Source organism: Shewanella sp. MEBiC00475, from assembly GCF_005234075.1.
Taxonomy (GTDB): Bacteria; Pseudomonadota; Gammaproteobacteria; order Enterobacterales; family Shewanellaceae; genus Shewanella; species Shewanella polaris.
Genome location: NZ_CP039928.1, coordinates 4229810 through 4247115, shown reverse-complemented (window position 1 = coordinate 4247115; position 17306 = coordinate 4229810). Strand labels below are relative to the sequence as shown.

Annotated in this window: 15 protein-coding genes; 11 read left to right on the top strand and 4 right to left on the bottom strand. The window is 40.9% G+C overall.

Annotated features, from left to right (window positions below):
- Positions 1–279: 279 nt before the first annotated feature.
- Positions 280–2538, bottom strand: a complete 2259-nt coding sequence (gene clpA / locus FCN25_RS18825; RefSeq protein WP_137226913.1) for an ATP-dependent Clp protease ATP-binding subunit ClpA — start codon at positions 2536–2538, stop codon at positions 280–282.
- A gap of 42 nt (positions 2539–2580) precedes the next feature.
- Positions 2581–2889: an ATP-dependent Clp protease adapter ClpS gene (clpS, locus tag FCN25_RS18820; protein ID WP_137226912.1), complete on the bottom strand. Its 309-nt coding sequence runs from the start codon at positions 2887–2889 to the stop codon at positions 2581–2583.
- 196 nt (positions 2890–3085) lie between these two features.
- On the opposite strand from clpS, the gene cspD reads away from it, so the two are divergent.
- A complete protein-coding gene (cspD, locus tag FCN25_RS18815; RefSeq protein ID WP_137226911.1) occupies positions 3086–3292 on the top strand; it encodes a cold shock domain-containing protein CspD in 207 nt (68 codons plus the stop codon).
- A gap of 156 nt (positions 3293–3448) precedes the next feature.
- On the opposite strand, the gene FCN25_RS18810 is transcribed toward cspD, so the two are convergent.
- Positions 3449–5674, bottom strand: coding sequence for an NADP-dependent isocitrate dehydrogenase (locus tag FCN25_RS18810; protein ID WP_137226910.1), 2226 nt, complete (start codon positions 5672–5674; stop codon positions 3449–3451).
- A gap of 380 nt (positions 5675–6054) precedes the next feature.
- Here FCN25_RS18810 and FCN25_RS18805 point away from each other — a divergent pair, with 380 nt between their 5' ends.
- The 6 genes from FCN25_RS18805 to FCN25_RS18780 all read left to right on the top strand — a co-directional run bounded on the left by FCN25_RS18805 (position 6055) and on the right by FCN25_RS18780 (position 11868).
- Positions 6055–6726 carry a pseudouridine synthase gene (locus FCN25_RS18805; protein WP_137226909.1) on the top strand — a complete coding sequence of 224 codons (672 nt, stop codon included), beginning with the start codon at positions 6055–6057 and terminating at the stop codon, positions 6724–6726.
- 33 nt (positions 6727–6759) lie between these two features.
- Complete coding sequence (locus FCN25_RS18800) at positions 6760–7233, top strand: NUDIX hydrolase (protein ID WP_137226908.1); 474 nt, start codon at positions 6760–6762, stop codon at positions 7231–7233.
- 234 nt (positions 7234–7467) lie between these two features.
- A complete protein-coding gene (mnmA, locus tag FCN25_RS18795; RefSeq protein ID WP_137226907.1) occupies positions 7468–8586 on the top strand; it encodes a tRNA 2-thiouridine(34) synthase MnmA in 1119 nt (372 codons plus the stop codon).
- 42 nt (positions 8587–8628) lie between these two features.
- Positions 8629–9222 carry a high frequency lysogenization protein HflD gene (gene hflD / locus FCN25_RS18790; RefSeq protein ID WP_137227477.1) on the top strand — a complete coding sequence of 198 codons (594 nt, stop codon included), beginning with the start codon at positions 8629–8631 and terminating at the stop codon, positions 9220–9222.
- 39 nt (positions 9223–9261) lie between these two features.
- Complete coding sequence (purB, locus tag FCN25_RS18785) at positions 9262–10632, top strand: adenylosuccinate lyase (RefSeq protein ID WP_137226906.1); 1371 nt, start codon at positions 9262–9264, stop codon at positions 10630–10632.
- A gap of 93 nt (positions 10633–10725) precedes the next feature.
- Positions 10726–11868, top strand: coding sequence for a cupin domain-containing protein (locus FCN25_RS18780; RefSeq protein ID WP_137227476.1), 1143 nt, complete (start codon positions 10726–10728; stop codon positions 11866–11868).
- Between the two features lie 128 nt (positions 11869–11996).
- Here the strand turns inward: FCN25_RS18780 and FCN25_RS18775 are convergent, their stop codons facing one another.
- Positions 11997–12437, bottom strand: coding sequence for a DUF4826 family protein (locus FCN25_RS18775; protein ID WP_137226905.1), 441 nt, complete (start codon positions 12435–12437; stop codon positions 11997–11999).
- A 282-nt stretch (positions 12438–12719) separates the two neighbouring features.
- Here FCN25_RS18775 and FCN25_RS18770 point away from each other — a divergent pair, with 282 nt between their 5' ends.
- From FCN25_RS18770 to FCN25_RS18755, 4 genes are all read left to right on the top strand, one after another.
- The gene (locus FCN25_RS18770; protein ID WP_137226904.1) at positions 12720–13751 is read left to right on the top strand and encodes a Glu/Leu/Phe/Val dehydrogenase; all 1032 of its coding nucleotides are present in this window, start codon (positions 12720–12722) and stop codon (positions 13749–13751) included.
- 192 nt (positions 13752–13943) lie between these two features.
- Positions 13944–14846 (top strand): UDP-2,3-diacylglucosamine diphosphatase, encoded by a 903-nt coding sequence (locus tag FCN25_RS18765; protein ID WP_137226903.1) that lies wholly within the window; start codon positions 13944–13946, stop codon positions 14844–14846.
- A gap of 13 nt (positions 14847–14859) precedes the next feature.
- Entirely contained in the window at positions 14860–16599 is a 1740-nt protein-coding gene (locus FCN25_RS18760) for a lysophospholipid acyltransferase family protein (protein WP_137226902.1), read from the top strand.
- 106 nt (positions 16600–16705) lie between these two features.
- Positions 16706–17167 carry a CBS domain-containing protein gene (locus FCN25_RS18755; RefSeq protein ID WP_137226901.1) on the top strand — a complete coding sequence of 154 codons (462 nt, stop codon included), beginning with the start codon at positions 16706–16708 and terminating at the stop codon, positions 17165–17167.
- Positions 17168–17306: the final 139 nt, after the last annotated feature.

Below are 17306 nucleotides of genomic sequence, written 5' to 3'. Positions count from 1 at the left end.
GATACAAGACGTGTGTTCAACGTAATGGGTATCCCCTTATCAGAACATTCAACCAAATACAGTAATGGTTGTAATCCGTTTTGCAGAAGCTCGTCATACGGTCCACTACTATGTTGTATTGATAAAAAAGGGCATGCCCATTTTCCATCAATATCCATTGAATTGAACAGTAAGAAATGCTTTGAGTTGATAATTTAATTTTGAAGTCTGGTTAGGCGCAATTAACACACATAAAAAAAGATGACCCATAGGTCATCTTTTTTATGCGAGTTAAACGATTTACGAGACTTTTTCTAACGACTCGCAATCAATATTGATCTCACCGTCTTTAACATCAATATGCGCAATACCACCTCGCTCAAGTACACCAAACAAGATTTCATCTGCTAACGGACGTTTAATCAATTCAGTCACTACACGCGCCATTGGACGAGCCCCCATCGACTTGTCATAACCCTTCTCAGCAAGCAAGGTCCGCGCTTCATCACTAACATCTAAGGTGACTCGCTTATCGTCAAGTTGTGCCTGTAACTCAACTAAGAACTTATCAACCACTTTTGCGATTACCGTCATATCCAAATGATTAAACCATACGATTGAATCTAATCGATTACGGAATTCTGGTGAAAAGACTTTATTAATTTCAGCCAACGCATCTTGAGTATGGTCTTGTTGTCTAAAACCAATCGATTTACGAATAGTTTCTTGTACACCGGCATTAGTTGTCATGACTAGAGTGACATTTCTAAAGTCAGCTTTACGACCATTATTGTCGGTCAAGGTGCCATGATCCATCACTTGCAGAAGCAAGTTGAAAACATCAGGGTGCGCCTTTTCAATTTCATCAAGTAACACCACACAATGAGGATTTTTAAGCACTGCATCGGTTAATAAACCACCTTGGTCATAACCTACATAACCAGGAGGAGCACCAATCAAACGTGACACGGTATGACGTTCCATGTATTCAGACATATCAAAGCGGATCAGTTTAAGATTGAGACAATTGGCCAATTGGTTGGTGACTTCTGTTTTACCCACACCAGTAGGACCAGCAAACATAAAGCTACCAACAGGCTTTTTCTCAGAACCTAAACCACTACGAGACAAGCGTATGGCAGCACTAAGGCTCTCAATCGCTTTGTCTTGGCCAAAGACAACCATCTTAAGGTTACGTTCTAGGTTGCGCAGCATATCCTTGTCAGTCGACGATACCGACTTCTCAGGAATACGAGCTAACTTAGCAATGATGGCCTCAATTTCGGCTTGACCAATGGTTTTTTTACGTTTGCTTTGCGGCATCATCACCATACGAGCGCCCGCTTCGTCAATCACATCAATAGCTTTGTCAGGTAAATGACGATCATTAATGTGTTTGGCCGATAAAATAGCGGCACTACTAATGGCTGCTTGGGTATAGCGTACACCATGATATTCTTCGTACTTGGACTTAAGTCCCATCAAAATCTTGGTGGTTTCGGCTACCGATGGTTCATTGATATCAATTTTCTGGAAGCGACGAGCTAAGGCACGATCTTTTTCAAAAATACTTTGATATTCTTGGAACGTGGTTGACCCCATACAACGTAATTTACCGCTGGACAATAATGGTTTCAGTAAATTAGACGCATCCATCACGCCACCAGATGCGGCACCAGCACCAATAATGGTATGAATTTCATCAATAAACAAAATAGCATGTTCGTCCGCAGCCAATTCTTTTAGTAAGCTTTTAAAGCGTTTCTCAAAATCACCACGGTATTTAGTACCCGCTAATAACGCACCTAAATCTAACGAATACACAGTCGCATTAGCCATGACATCAGGGACTTGTTTATTGACTATTCGATAAGCCAAACCTTCTGCTATAGCTGTTTTACCTACACCAGCTTCACCCACTAGCAAAGGATTATTTTTACGGCGACGACAGAGCGTTTGAATAGCACGTTCAATTTCAGCATCTCGACCAATTAATGGATCGATAATACCGTCTTGGGCTAATTGATTTAAATTAGCGGCAAATTGCGCCAACATACTACGGTCTTCTGAGTTTTCAGCTTGATCGTCACTACGCTCATGATCATGTGCTTCACCAGAATCGTCTTCTTTAGCCATGCCATGAGAAATGTAATTAACGACATCTAAGCGAGAAATATCACAACGACGGAGTAAATAAACCGCTTGCGATTCTTGTTCACTAAAAATAGCCACTAGCACATTTGCGCCAGAAACTTCGTTACGACCAGACGACTGCACATGAAAAACGGCACGTTGCAAAACTCGTTGAAATCCCAAGGTGGGTTGAGTTTCACGTTCTTCAGTTGATTCGGCAATAATGGGCGTGGTTTGTTGAATAAAATTAGCCACTTCTTCTCGTAAACGATTAACATCCGCACCACAAGCCACTAACGCCTCGTATGCAGCGGGATTATCAATCAGCGCTAATAATAAATGTTCTACCGTCATGTACTCATGACGTGAATCTCTAGCTTGCTGAAACGCTAGGTTCAAGGTGACTTCCAGATCTTTGTTCAGCATAAGCACCCCTTTAATTTTGCCACTGACTGTGAGAAATCGATATTATGCTTTCTCTAATAGACACAGTAACGGATGTTGGTTTTCTCTTGCAAACTGATTTACTTGAAAAACTTTTGTCTCAGCTATTCCAAATGGAAACACACCACATAACCCTTTACCTTGATTATGGATCGCTAACATAATCTCTACAGCTTGCTCTTCATTTTTCTCAAAGAAACGTTGTAATACTTCTACCACAAAGTCCATCGGGGTGTAATCATCATTGTTTAGCACCACCTTATACATATTGGGTGGTTGTAGTTCAGATTCAACCTTTTCTTTAATATTCTCTACACTACCTAATTTAGCCATAGTTTAATACTAGCCTCTCGTTTGGTTCCCGACCACTTGATGTTATTAAATTAATTAAATGTTACCTTTTTGTTAATTACTGCTTGACATCTTTTCGTACAAATTTCATTCTGTTTGCTAGGCGGCAAATACTAGACCGCTGGATAATAAGTTTTACTATCTTACTGGTAAGTAGACAACAGAAGGAAGTGGAAGTATGGCAAACGGAACTGTTAAATGGTTCAACAACGCCAAAGGATTCGGGTTTATTTGCCCTGATCAGGGTGGCGAAGATGTATTTGCGCACTATTCAACTATCGAAATGGAAGGTTATCGTACCTTAAAAGCAGGTCAACCTGTATGCTTCGAGATTGAAGAAGGCCCTAAAGGAATGCATGCTTCGGCCATCTCGCCAACAAAGTAATTGGGGAGATTATAAAACAAAAAGACAGAGATTTTAATCCCTGTCTTTTTTTTATCTAAAAAAATGCCGATTAGGCCAATTTAATACACCTTCAAATGAAGGTGTATTAATTCAATCGCTCACGCTTAGCTTAATGAGCAGAGAACACTCACCCAATTAACCAACAATAAATTGGTTTAACGTTGCACTTGGACGCATTGCATGTTCAGCTTTAGCGGCATCTAAACGGTAATAACCGCCTAAATCCACTGCAGGGCCTTGCGAACCATTCAATTCAGCTAAAATCACAGCTTCATTGGTCGCCAATGCTTGAGCTAATGGCACAAAGTGTGCGGCCAGCTCAGGATCAACAGTCTGTTGAGCCAATGCTTGTGCCCAATACATCGCTAAATAATAATGACTTCCACGGTTATCAAGTTCACCTACACGTCGAGAAGGTGATTTATTACAGTCAAGGAACTCACCAATAGCAACATCTAACGTATCAGCTAATACTTGTGCTTTAGGCGTGTTGGTCGTTTGACTTAAATGCTCTAAAGAAGCTGCTAACGCCAAAAACTCACCTAATGAATCCCAACGTAAGTGACCCTCTTTTTGCATTTGTTGAACATGCTTAGGCGCTGAACCACCGGCACCCGTTTCAAATAAACCACCGCCACTCATTAACGGTACAATAGACAACATCTTAGCACTTGTACCCAGTTCAAGAATTGGGAATAAGTCCGTTAAATAGTCACGTAATACGTTACCCGTTACTGAAATAGTGTCTTCACCTTTGATGATGCGCTCTAACGTAAAACGAGTCGCGTCTTCAGGAGTCATGATTTGAATGTCTAAACCTGCAGTATCTTGCTCTGCTAGATACTGAGTCACTTTTTTAATTAACTCAGCATCGTGAGCTCGATTACTGTCTAACCAGAATACAGCTGGCGTGTTACTTAAACGAGCACGCTTAACGGCCAGTTTAACCCAGTCGCGGATCGGCGCATCTTTTACTTGGCACATACGGTAAATATCGCCAGCTTCAACCTTATGACTCATTAACACATCACCAGCTTGGTTAATCACATTAACCGTACCAGCGGCTTGAATTTCAAAGGTTTTATCGTGGCTACCGTATTCTTCTGCTTTTTGAGCCATTAAGCCTACGTTAGGCACGCTGCCCATCGTAGTGGGGTCAAATGCACCGTGCTTTTTACAGAACGAAATCGTTTCTTGGTAAACACCAGCGTAACTACGATCGGGGATCATGGCTTTAGTATCATGTAACTGACCATCAGGACCCCACATTTGACCTGAAGAACGAATTGCAGCAGGCATAGAGGCATCAATAATGATGTCACTAGGTACATGTAAATTAGTGATTCCTTTGTCTGAATCAACCATTGCAAGCGCTGGACGTGCGGCATAAACCGCAGCGATATCAGCTTCAATTTCATTTTGCTTGACCTCTGGTAACGTACTGATTTTGGCATACACATCACCAAAGCCATTGTTAACATCTACGCCAAGCTCAGCAAATAAAACATCGTGCTTGTCAAAAACTTCTTTAAAGAACACTTTTACTGCAAGACCAAATAATATTGGGTCAGACACTTTCATCATGGTGGCTTTAAGGTGCAAAGATAATAAAATATCTTCAGATTTTGCCGCTTCAATTTCACGAGTATAAAAAGCAACCAACGCCTTTTTACTCATCACAGATGAATCAATGACTTCGTCAGCCAATAGCGCCAAACCACTTTTCAACACAACGTCTTTACCGTCTAGTTGCGTCAACACAATATTGACTTTATCAGCTGTTGGTAAAGTCACAGACTGTTCACTACCGTAAAAGTCGCCTTCGTCCATGTGCGCCACATGAGACTGCGAATCACTAGCCCATTTTCCCATTGAATGCGGGTTTTTCTTAGCATAGTTTTTAACTGAAGTTGGTGCGCGACGATCTGAGTTACCTTCACGTAATACCGGGTTTACTGCGCTACCTTTGATTTTGTCATAGCGTGATTGAGCTTCAATTTCAGCATCATTTTTAGGTTCATCAGGATAATTGGGGATGTCATAACCTTTTGCTTGAAGTTCAGCAATACAGGCTTTTAACTGTGGAAGAGATGCACTGATGTTTGGTAATTTGATAATGTTGGCTTCTGGCTGATTAGCCAATTCGCCTAATTCTGTTAATGCATCAGCAATTTTTTGCTCTGCGGTTAGTTTTTCAGGGAAGTTAGCGATTATACGACCTGATAAAGAAATATCACGGGTTTCCACTGCTACGCCGGCTGCGTTAGTGAAAGTACGGATTATAGGTAATAAAGACAGCGTGGCCAGCGCCGGCGCTTCGTCGGTTTCGGTATAGATGATCGTTGGAGTCTTATCTTTCATTTTATTTCCTACATTATTGTAAATTAATAATTTATTAGAATAAATTGTGTAAGCATATTGCAGGCTTAGGTGGATAACACTCGCATTAATGTACCTTGATTTGTCACCAAAGCACTTAATTTGTAAGCCAAGTATATAAAATCCCCGGTCCCATTTATTATTATATTTTGTTGTCAAAACTGTGAGATTTGGTGGAAATACCCACTATCCCTGAATGATAAATTAGGTACAGATCACAATTTTTAGGCGGACATCATAGATCATTCTTAATAATTTTCAAATTCCACTAAGGGCGAATACGCAGTAAACTATCACAAATTGATTTATATTCGTTCACTTATCACTCACTCTTATTAACAAGGGATGTTAACCACACCTTTATGTCAAAAATTGGTAAATTCAACTCATTCACGAAAAAATCAACTACAAATAGAGTTGATACGCCGACAAAACCAGCCTATCGAAACAAGGCAAAGTCGCGCCCCCCACAAAAACCACGACCAGAAAACCCCGTCATCGTATTATTCAACAAACCTTTTGATGTGTTATGCCAATTTACCGACGAAGCTGGCCGGCAAACATTGAAAGACTTTATTCCAGTAGCCGATGTATATGCCGCAGGACGATTAGACCGCGACAGTGAAGGCTTGTTATTACTGACTAATGACGGGCAATTACAAGCTCAAATAACTCAACCAAATAAAAAAACCTTTAAAACTTATTGGGTGCAAGTTGAAGGTGAGCCATCAACTGAAGCCATTGAGGCCCTTTCTAATGGTGTAATGTTAAAGGACGGAATGACCTTACCAGCAAAAGTCCGCGTAATGACATCCCCTGATATTTGGCCTAGAAATCCACCGGTGCGTGAACGGAAATTAATTCCAACAACTTGGCTTGAAGTTCAAATTTGCGAAGGTAGAAACCGTCAAGTGAGAAGAATGACGGCTCATGTTGGCCATCCAACCCTAAGATTAATCCGTTATAAAATAGGTCAATGGTGTCTAGATGATTTACCCAATGGCGAATATAAAGTGCTCAGTACTAGAAAATAATCATCAAGAATTGGCTTAAAGCAGGAGAAAAGGATGACCGAACGTTATAAACCTAATACGACTGTCGCTTGCGTGATCCACTGCCAAGGTAAATTCTTATTAGTGGAAGAATGTATTAATGGTGAAACCAAATTTAATCAACCTGCTGGGCATTTAGAGGCTAATGAATCACTTGTTGATGCGTGTGCTCGAGAAATAACCGAAGAAACAGGGCTTGAATTAACCCCACAAGCCTTAGTGGGAATTTATCAATTTAGTGCATCCGCAGATCTCGCCTTTATACGCTATACATTTTGCAGCGAATTAGCCACACAACAATATGCAACACCGCGTGATAATGTCATTACTGATACACACTGGCTTAGTCTTACTGAAATCAAAGCGCTTGGTAACAAACTTCGCAGCCCACTAGTGTTAAAAAGTATTGAAGATTATTTACAGCAAATAGAAAAAAAGCTCCCGCCACAGCACACCCCATTAACACTGTTAAATGTTGATTACTTTTAATGGCTTGGTTTAGGCTATTTCTATGAGCCTCAAGATAGCCCATTAAGCGAATGCATGATAGAATACGCGCCGCACAAATATCATATTTATTCAGCATTATGTAAATTAATTTGTCTAATATGCGCACGTAACAACGTCCAGGATTCCGACTAGCAAAAAACTAGCACAATGCCTTGAAACAATGGCGTTTCGGTACAATATACACATTATCTATCTTCAAGGTTTTTAGGATTTATGACATCAATCAACCCAACTTCAAACGGTAAAAAAGTCATTGTCGGCATGTCTGGCGGTGTAGATTCTTCAGTATCAGCCTACTTGTTAATGCAGCAAGGCTATCAGGTTGAAGGGCTGTTTATGAAGAACTGGGAAGAAGATGATACCGATGAATATTGCGCGGCGGCTGATGATTTAAAAGATGCACAATCAGTTTGCGACAAGCTAGGCATTAAAATGCATACTGTCAACTTTGCTGCTGAATACTGGGATAACGTGTTTGAATACTTTTTAGCAGAATACAAAGCTGGCCGCACGCCTAATCCCGATATAATGTGTAATAAAGAAATTAAATTTAAAGCGTTTCTTGAATTTGCCGACGACATTTTAGATGCCGATTATATTGCCATGGGTCACTACGTTCGTCGTCGTGACAATAGCGATGGTAGCGTAGAAATGCTCCGTGGCGTTGATGGTAATAAAGATCAGAGCTACTTTTTATATACCTTAAGCCACGAACAAGTGGGTCGCAGTTTATTCCCTGTGGGTGAACTTGAAAAACACCAAGTACGCGAAATAGCCCAAAAGCTGGGGCTCATTACTCACGACAAGAAAGACAGCACTGGCATCTGTTTTATTGGTGAACGTAAATTCACCGATTTTTTAGCGACTTATTTACCTGCACAACCTGGTGAAATTGAAACCGCCGAAGGTGAAGTGATTGGTACTCACCAAGGATTGATGTACCACACTCTTGGTCAACGTAAAGGCCTTGGCATTGGTGGGCTGAAAAACAGTAGTGAAGACCCATGGTATGTGGTCGAAAAAGATTTAATCCGTAATGTACTCATTGTCGCACAAGGGGGGAATCACCCTCGCCTTATGTCAACAGGCATGACCGTTAAGCAATTGCATTGGGTTGATCGTAAAGGGCCAGCGAATAACAGTCACATCACAGTTAAAACGCGTTATCGTCAACATGATGTGGGATGCTCACTTATCTATGATGATGCAGACAACATCACGGTCATGTTCGACCAACCTGTTGCAGCCGTTACTCCAGGGCAATCAGCGGTATTTTACGATGGTGAACTCTGTTTAGGTGGCGGCATAATTGATAGCTTAATCCGAGGATAATCCGTGAGCCAATCACCAGACAACATCTTGTTTGAACGCACTATGGCCTTTGCCGGTATTTTACAGGCTATAGGCCAGGTACAGTATTTAGCTCGCCACGGTGAAAGCGATAAAGAAGCATTAGCCGCTACACTCAACACTATTTTAGTAACAGAGCCTGAATCAACAGCTGACGTATATCAAGATAAAGCGATTTTGAATAAAGGTTATCAGCTTATTCAAAATCAGCTCGGCGATGGCAAAAATAAAGATGTCGAAACCACTCGTTACTTAGTCGGCGTGCTAACCCTTGAACGCAAGCTTGCCCGCTCGCCAAACGGTTTAGGCATGCTAGCGGAACGAATTAATCAAGTGCATCGCCAACTGGCACATTTTGCAATTACCGATGAACAAGTCCTTGCCAATTTTGCCAGTATTTACAGTGATATCATCAGTGAGTTAGGCCCTAAATTACAAATTTCAGGTAATCCTGATTGCTTAAAGCAGCCTCAGGTGCAACACAAAATTCGTGCGTTACTGCTTGCAGCTATGCGCAGCGCAGTATTGTGGCGTCAATTAGGTGGCAAACGCCGCCATTTAGTGTTTGCCCGTAAAGCAATATTTGAAACAGCAAAACAAAGCCAAAATAACAATTAATCGAATCACCCTACAACTAAGTTCATCAAGGAGCTTCAAATGGATCTTTCCGCACTAACTGCTATTTCTCCGGTAGACGGTCGTTATGGTAGTAAAACCGCCTCATTAAGAGGGATTTTCAGCGAGTTCGGTCTTACTAAGTACCGTGTTCAAGTTGAAATTAACTGGTTAAAGCTGTTATCTAGCTGCCCAGAGATTGAAGAAGTTCCCCCTTTTAGCGAAACCGCATTAGCCTTGTTAGACAGTATCAAGGACAATTTTAGCGAACAAGATGCATTGCGTATTAAAGCGATTGAAAGCACCACCAATCACGACGTAAAAGCGGTTGAATACTTTATTAAAGAACAAATTGCCGATAATGCAGAGTTAGTTGCCATCGATGAATTTGTGCATTTTGCCTGTACCTCAGAAGACATCAACAATTTATCTCATGGTTTAATGTTAACTGAAGCACGCGAACAAGTATTGGTGCCGCATTGTCAGCAGATTATTGATGCGATCAAAAAATTAGCTCACGACAATAAAAGCGTGCCGTTAATGTCACGCACCCACGGCCAACCAGCATCGCCATCTACACTAGGTAAAGAAATGGCTAACGTTGCGGTACGTTTAGAACGTCAATTAAACCAAATCAACGCTGTTGAGATTATGGGTAAAATTAACGGTGCTGTGGGCAACTATAATGCTCACATCTCTGCTTACCCAGAAGTGAACTGGCATGAGTTGTCACAACGTTTTGTCACCAGTCTTGGCATTAATTGGAACGCATATACCACTCAAATTGAGCCGCATGATTACATTGCAGAATTGTTCGATGCCATTGCCCGTTTCAACACCATTCTAATCGATTTTGATCGTGATATTTGGGGTTATGTTGCACTAGGTCACTTTAAGCAGCGCACTATCGCTGGCGAAATTGGTTCATCAACTATGCCACACAAAGTCAATCCAATTGATTTTGAAAACTCTGAAGGTAACTTAGGTATTGCTAACGCGCTAATGCAACACTTAGCCGCTAAATTGCCGGTATCAAGATGGCAGCGTGACCTAACTGACTCAACCGTATTACGTAACTTAGGTGTTGGTATGGCTCACTCGTTAATTGCTTATCAAGCGACCTTGAAAGGCATTAGCAAGTTAGAAGTGAATGAAGCACAACTTTTAGCTGAACTAGACAAAAACTGGGAAGTATTGGCAGAGCCAGTACAAACTGTAATGCGTCGTTACGGAATTGAAAAACCGTATGAGAAGTTAAAAGAACTGACACGTGGTAAACGTATTGATGCCGCACAACTTGCGGTATTCATTGATGGTCTTGAATTACCAGAACACGTTAAAGTTGAATTGAAAAAAATGACTCCAGCAAACTACATTGGCCGTGCAGAAGCCTTTGTTGATGAGCTAAAATAGTCCTATAAGCCTATATATAACATTAGCGGTCGCATATGTGACCGCTTTTTTATTGTATTACCATTCGTTAATTATCTCGACCTGAGGTCAATGATGTACACATTAAATATTGATACCCAAGCCTTTATTAAACAGCATTGGCAACAAAAACCGCTTGTGATCAAACAGGCTTTTGTCGACTTTGAAGATCCTATCGCCGCAGATGAACTTGCCGGCCTAGCATGTGAAGAAGAAATATCATCACGCGTCGTGGTTACAAAAGGTGATGACTGGGACGTAGTCCAAGGTCCATTTGAAGACTACGACCAATTTGGTGAAGACAACTGGCAGCTATTAGTTCAAGCCGTCAACCATTGGTATCCAGACTCGCAACCTCTGGTCGAAGCGTTTCGATTCTTACCAGACTGGCGCTTTGACGACTTAATGGCATCATTTGCCACCCCTGGTGGTGGTGTTGGACCGCATATCGATAACTACGATGTGTTTATCATTCAAGGTGATGGCGAACGCCGTTGGAAAGTGGGCGACAAAGGTCAACATAAACGTCGCGGTGATAACCCGAACTCACCATTGGTTGACGACTTTGAACCGATTATCGACGTGGTATTACAAAAAGGCGATGTACTCTACATTCCTCCAGGATACCCACATTGCGGCGAAACAATATCGCTAGCCTTATCGTATTCAATTGGTTTTAGAGCGCCTAGCCAGCAAGAGTTATTAACTGAGCTCGCAGATAATTTAATCGACAGCAACCAAGGCCACAAACGTTTTAATTCTGTGGATGAGCCCGCTACACCAGGGTTGGTTAGCCAATCTCATCAACAAGGGATAATGGATTTATTGACCCAATTGGCACAAGATCCGGCCAGCTATCAAACCATGTTAGGTAAGCTACTGAGCCAAAATCGATTTGAACTTGATATCTGTGAAGATGAAGAGCCATTAACGACTGATGAGTTATTGGAAGCCATTGAGCAAGGCGCGATTATTCAACGTATTGGTGGGTTGAAAATATTACAGTTAGAAAATGATAGTGAGCAACGTTTGTTTATCAATGGTGAAGTGCACACCTTTACTAATGCCACCTCTGAAATGTTACAACTATTAGCTAACAAGGCAAGGATCACACCTGAAGAAGCCTGTTTATTTACGGCCAACGCAGCAGTTATGGATGTTCTGACTGAATTACTCAATCAGGGATTATTCTACTTAGCCGAAGACGATAGCGAATAATCGTGAACTATAAATAACTAAGTTTGATGGTGGCAATCAACATAGCTCATCAACATGGTCCATCAAGCTACTGACACGAAAAAAGGCACTTAATGTGCCTTTTTTAATGTCAGTAGCTTAAGAGGTTGTTAAGCCCACAGTTTCTCATCTTGATGCATTTTATATAAACTTTCAGCTCGAGACACTAACAGTTGTGCAAACTTCTGTTGAGTTGGATCTTTTGTAACACCCGACTTGTGCAAGTTTTCAGCTTTAAGTTGCCACATCATTGAAAAGTGCCTAATTGCATCACGAGCCGTTGCTGCCACTTTAACATCGACATAATCTGATGGTAAATCACCTGACATCACCCAAAAAGTTTGTTTTTTAGGTTGCTTTGTTTCCATCTTCCAAATGGCTAAATAAGGCGCAAGATAACGGCTTTCGTCAGCAAGTACTTTACTTGGGATCACTCCTTTCTCAGCTAAAAAGCGGTTCGCTTTTTGAAACTGAGTACGTACCCATTCTTGTCTTTGGGCTTCTTGTTCTGGTGTTGGCGGTGCAACCTGTTCTGCAACTTCTTCAGTCATAATACTTCCTATCTTATTGTTATAATGCAGATTAGAATAATAATTATCTGCTATTTTAATCAAAAACAATTACATTAAGCCAAATTTCTTTACGTTTACGTAAGTGGCAAGCTAAATTTCCACACTAATCACAAAAATAACTAAATCATGCTTTGTTGAGAGTATCTCTAAATGCTATCGTGCTGCAATAAATATAACAAGCAGTCGTTTACACCTTAATGTAATCAAATTTAACAAGGTGTAATAACTTCATTTTAACTAGCTAGCAAGCGGAGATGTCTCGTGGCAGTTTTTAATCATGTTTCGTTCGATGAACACGAACAAGTGGTCTTTTGTAATGACAAGCAAACTGGTTTAAAAGCCATTATTGCCGTGCATAACACTAACCTCGGCCCAGCCGTAGGCGGTTGCCGTATGTGGAATTATCAATCGGACGATGAAGCCTTAACAGACGTATTACGCCTCTCTCGTGGAATGACTTACAAAAATGCATTAGCCGGTCTTACTATGGGTGGCGGTAAAGCTGTGATTATTGCTGATCCTAAAACCACCGATCGCGAAGCGTTGTTTCTTGCATTCGGACGCTTTGTAAACGGCTTAGGCGGTAAATATTATTCAGCCGAAGATGTCGGTGTTTCAACATCTGATATGATGATTGCCAACCGTGAAACTGAATTTGTAGCAGGTCTTGAAGGCAAGTCTGGTGATCCTTCGCCACTTACCGCATTAGGCACTTATTTAGGCATTAAAGCCGCGGTAAAACATCAACGTGGCATCGATAGCCTTAAAGGCATTAAAGTATCTGTACAAGGCGTAGGGCATGTTGGTTATTACTTGTGTAAGCATTTGCACGATGAAGGTGCCGAACTGATTGTTACCGATATTCATCAAGCCTCACTAGATCGCGTTGCCAATGAATTCGGAGCAACTGTCGTTGCTCCGCAAGATATCTACACCCAGGATGTTGATGTATATGCACCGTGCGCATTAGGCGCAACACTTAACGACACGACATTACCATTATTAAAAGCTAACATCATTGCAGGTTGCGCCAATAACCAGTTAGCTGAAACTCGCCACGGCGAAAAACTCAAGCAAATGGGTATTCTGTATGCGCCAGATTACGTTATTAATGCTGGTGGCATTATCAACGTGTCATTTGAGAAAAACTATGACGCAGCGGCTTCAACAGCCAAGGTTGAGCAGATTTACAACACCCTACTCACAATCTTCGAGCGTGCAGATGCAGAAGACCGTACCACAGGCTCTGTAGCCGATGAAATGGCTAAAGCTATTATTGATGCTGCGAGATAGTTAATCAGTTTTATATTAGGGCTATTTAATGCCTTAACATTCAAGGGAGATGCTAACGCATTTCCCTTTTTTATGCCCCTCCAAAAACCAACAACTTTAATCAAGTTGCAATAAATCGTTCACCTTAGTGTCAAATAACAGCCCTACTCTATATCAACACTGACGTTATCTGTGTATTAGGGTGAATGACTGATGATCTCACACAGCAAAAAAAGTAATCAACAACGGCAACCTTTATCTCACTTAACTCATAGTGACAAAGTTCAGCACTTTCATGCACTGTGGATTTCTGATGTTCATCTAGGCAGCATTGATTGTAAGGCCGAATTCTTATTACATTTCCTTAATCATAGTCAATGCCAATATTTGTATCTGGTTGGCGATATTGTCGATATTTGGGCGTTAAAAAAACGTATTTATTGGCCCGATAGCCACAATAAAGTAATACAGAAAATCCTCGAACTAGCCAGTAGTGGCACGCAAGTTATTTACATACCAGGTAATCATGATGAAGCTTTCAAAGATTATGCCGACAGTCATTTCAGAGGTATTACCCTCGTTAAACAGCATATTCATCAGTCTCTGAGTGGCAAACGTTTTTTAATGCTTCATGGCGATCAATTTGACTCACAAGTTTGTGTTAGTCGTACCTACGCAAAATTAGGTGACCATTTATATGATGTGTTGTTGTGGCTAAATCGTCAATTACATAGGGTAAGAAGCCGCCTAGGATATCCATATTGGTCACTAGCCAGTTACATCAAGTTAAGGGTCAATAAAGCCCAACAAGCCATTAATCAATATCGTGATGCTGTATTACGATATTCGATAAAACAACAGGTGGATATGGTCATCTGCGGTCATATCCACCAGCCTGAATTATCCCAGCACACAATTAACAATCACACCATTACTTATGCCAATGACGGCGATTGGGTTGAAAATTGTACTCTCATTGCAGAAACAAAATCTGGAGATGTTCAGTTGCTCAAGTGGGATGAACAAACGTTACAAGCTACAGCAGTAAACACAATTGATTTCAGTCATTCAGTGGCTAAATCAATCATCACGCCCCAAAAACAGCATGTTGCATAAATAAGGCTAAAATATGATATTTACTGTCGATAATGTGGTAGAAAAAAACCTGCCTAATGTGCATAACAAACCTTGGTTAGCCGTGCCGACGAAAGTTATGTTGCGCTACTTACTTCATGAAAAGCAATGTAATGATATTGCTAACGAACACGCGCATTTATCCGGTGTCGATTTTGTTGAACAAATTCTTGCTTGTTTAAATTTCAGTTACAGCGTCCCCAATAACGAAATTGAAAATATTCCCATTGAAGGCAGAGTGGTGATCTACGCAAATCACCCTATTGGTTCACTTGATGCGCTGGCATTAATCAAACTGATTAGCCAAGTGAGACCAGACATAAAAGTAGTTGCCAATGAATTACTAATGGCCATTAAACCGCTTCACTCTATTTTATTACCCGTGCGCAATATGACTGGCGGCACACCTAAGCAACATTTAAATGAAATCCATCACCACCTTAAAAACGAAGGTGCGGTACTGATTTTCCCCTCGGGTGAAGTGTCACGGTTACGTCCAACTGGCGTCACAGACTTACATTGGCACAGCGGCTTTTTAAAAATGGCTCGCGCCTGCAATGCTCCCCTTTTGCCTATGTTCGTTGACGCGAAAAACTCTGCCACCTTTTATGGTGCATCAATGATTTACAAACCATTGGCAACGCTATTACTGGTAAAGGAAATGTTCAAACAAATGGATCATGTCATGCCGGTGCGGATTGGCCAACTGATCGCCAAAGAAGTTGTCTGCACTCAAGATTTTCCGCTTAAAACCAAAGTAAAATTGCTTAAAAATCATTTATACCGCATTGGTAAAAATCGCAGTCCGTTATTCATCACTCAAAATGCCATTGCTCATCCTGAAAAACGCAGTGAGCTACAACAAGCGTTACAACAATGCGAATTGTTAGGTAAAACCCAAGATAATAAACAAATCTATTTATATAAGCATACTCACAGCAGTGCAATTATGCGTGAGATTGGCCGGCTTCGTGAAATCGCCTTCAGAGCCGTGGGTGAAGGTACCGGTAAACGTCGTGATACCGACAAATATGATAATCACTATTTTCATTTAGTGTTATGGGATAAAGACGAATTAGAGATTGTTGGTGCCTATCGTTTTGCCAGTGCCAAAATGCTTCACGACACCATTGGTGAAAATGCTCTGTATAGCCAATCATTATTTGAATACCACGATGCGTTTGCCCCCTATTTTGACCAAGGACTCGAACTTGGCCGTAGCTTTGTACAACCTAAATATTGGGGCCGCCGCAGTTTAGAATATTTGTGGCAAGGTATTGGTGCGTTTTTAATTAAAAACCCGCAGTATCGTTACCTCTTTGGGCCTGTTTCACTAAGCGATAGCCTACCGATCCCCGCCAAAGAAATGCTGGTGTTTTTTTACCAACACCACTTCGCCACAAAACATGTTTTAGCAACTTCATTTAATTCATATCAATTCACCGACGAACGTCAGCATCAATTGCACCAGTTATTCAATGGCGATGACTATGCTGAGAATTTTAAAATACTCAAACGGACGCTAGCGAATATGGGTGTATCAGTACCTACGTTATTTAAGCAATATGGTGAATTGTGTGACAACAATGGAGTACAGTTTCTCGACTTCGGCATTGATCCAGAGTTTGGTGACTGTATCGATGGTTTAGTGTTAGTCGACATTCACCAATTAAAGCCAATCAAATATCAAAAGTATTTGGCAGGGCATTTACCCGAAAACAAAATTGCATCCTAACCAGATGAATGAATTTAACCTGCAAAAGCAATTGTCATTAGACGTTAAATGATTGTTACACTGATATTTATCTGATATAAATGAATAAATACGTGGAGAATCATTTATGACAACGTCTACCGATGTATCAACTGAAACGTTAGCGAATAAAGCGACTAAACATATGTGCGTCGCTGACATCATGACAACCCGAGTCGTTACCATTGACATGGATGACAGGCTGACACTTGCCAAAGAAATTTTTGATAATGTCAGTTTCCATCACTTATTAGTCGTCAATACTGAAGACCATCTGAAAGGGATATTGTCTCATCGGGATTTTTTACGCGCTCTCAGTCCTAACATTGGCACCGCTGCTGAATTAATAAGAGACACCGAAACCCTGCAAAAAAGGGTTCATCAAGTCATGACTAAAAACCCATTCACCATAGCCCCTCATTGTGACATCAATGAAGCCTGTAAACTGATTTTAGATCATAATATTGGTTGTTTACCCGTTCTAGATAACAATACCATTGTCGGTATTATTACTTGGAAAGATTTATTAAATGCCTACTGTGTTAGATAAATTATCAACATTCTATCTATTCTAACCTCGACTTTGCTTAGCACGAGTCAATTAAAGCCTGTCATTTCCTCCAACAAACTAAAACGTTATTAATCATAATCATACCAATATTCTCGAATTCAATTATAAGTGTTGCTGC

What these genes read in the sequence shown, in the direction of transcription:
- clpA (WP_137226913.1), bottom strand. Translation starts at nt 2,538, where the DNA reads ATGCTGAACAAAGATCTGGAAGTCACCTTGAACCTAGCGTTTCAGCAA.
- clpS (WP_137226912.1), bottom strand. Translation starts at nt 2,889, where the DNA reads ATGGCTAAATTAGGTAGTGTAGAGAATATTAAAGAAAAGGTTGAATCT.
- cspD (WP_137226911.1), top strand. Translation starts at nt 3,086, where the DNA reads ATGGCAAACGGAACTGTTAAATGGTTCAACAACGCCAAAGGATTCGGG.
- FCN25_RS18810 (WP_137226910.1), bottom strand. Translation starts at nt 5,674, where the DNA reads ATGAAAGATAAGACTCCAACGATCATCTATACCGAAACCGACGAAGCG.
- FCN25_RS18805 (WP_137226909.1), top strand. Translation starts at nt 6,055, where the DNA reads ATGTCAAAAATTGGTAAATTCAACTCATTCACGAAAAAATCAACTACA.
- FCN25_RS18800 (WP_137226908.1), top strand. Translation starts at nt 6,760, where the DNA reads ATGACCGAACGTTATAAACCTAATACGACTGTCGCTTGCGTGATCCAC.
- mnmA (WP_137226907.1), top strand. Translation starts at nt 7,468, where the DNA reads ATGACATCAATCAACCCAACTTCAAACGGTAAAAAAGTCATTGTCGGC.
- hflD (WP_137227477.1), top strand. Translation starts at nt 8,629, where the DNA reads ATGGCCTTTGCCGGTATTTTACAGGCTATAGGCCAGGTACAGTATTTA.
- purB (WP_137226906.1), top strand. Translation starts at nt 9,262, where the DNA reads ATGGATCTTTCCGCACTAACTGCTATTTCTCCGGTAGACGGTCGTTAT.
- FCN25_RS18780 (WP_137227476.1), top strand. Translation starts at nt 10,726, where the DNA reads ATGTACACATTAAATATTGATACCCAAGCCTTTATTAAACAGCATTGG.
- FCN25_RS18775 (WP_137226905.1), bottom strand. Translation starts at nt 12,437, where the DNA reads ATGACTGAAGAAGTTGCAGAACAGGTTGCACCGCCAACACCAGAACAA.
- FCN25_RS18765 (WP_137226903.1), top strand. Translation starts at nt 13,944, where the DNA reads ATGATCTCACACAGCAAAAAAAGTAATCAACAACGGCAACCTTTATCT.
- FCN25_RS18760 (WP_137226902.1), top strand. Translation starts at nt 14,860, where the DNA reads ATGATATTTACTGTCGATAATGTGGTAGAAAAAAACCTGCCTAATGTG.
- FCN25_RS18755 (WP_137226901.1), top strand. Translation starts at nt 16,706, where the DNA reads ATGACAACGTCTACCGATGTATCAACTGAAACGTTAGCGAATAAAGCG.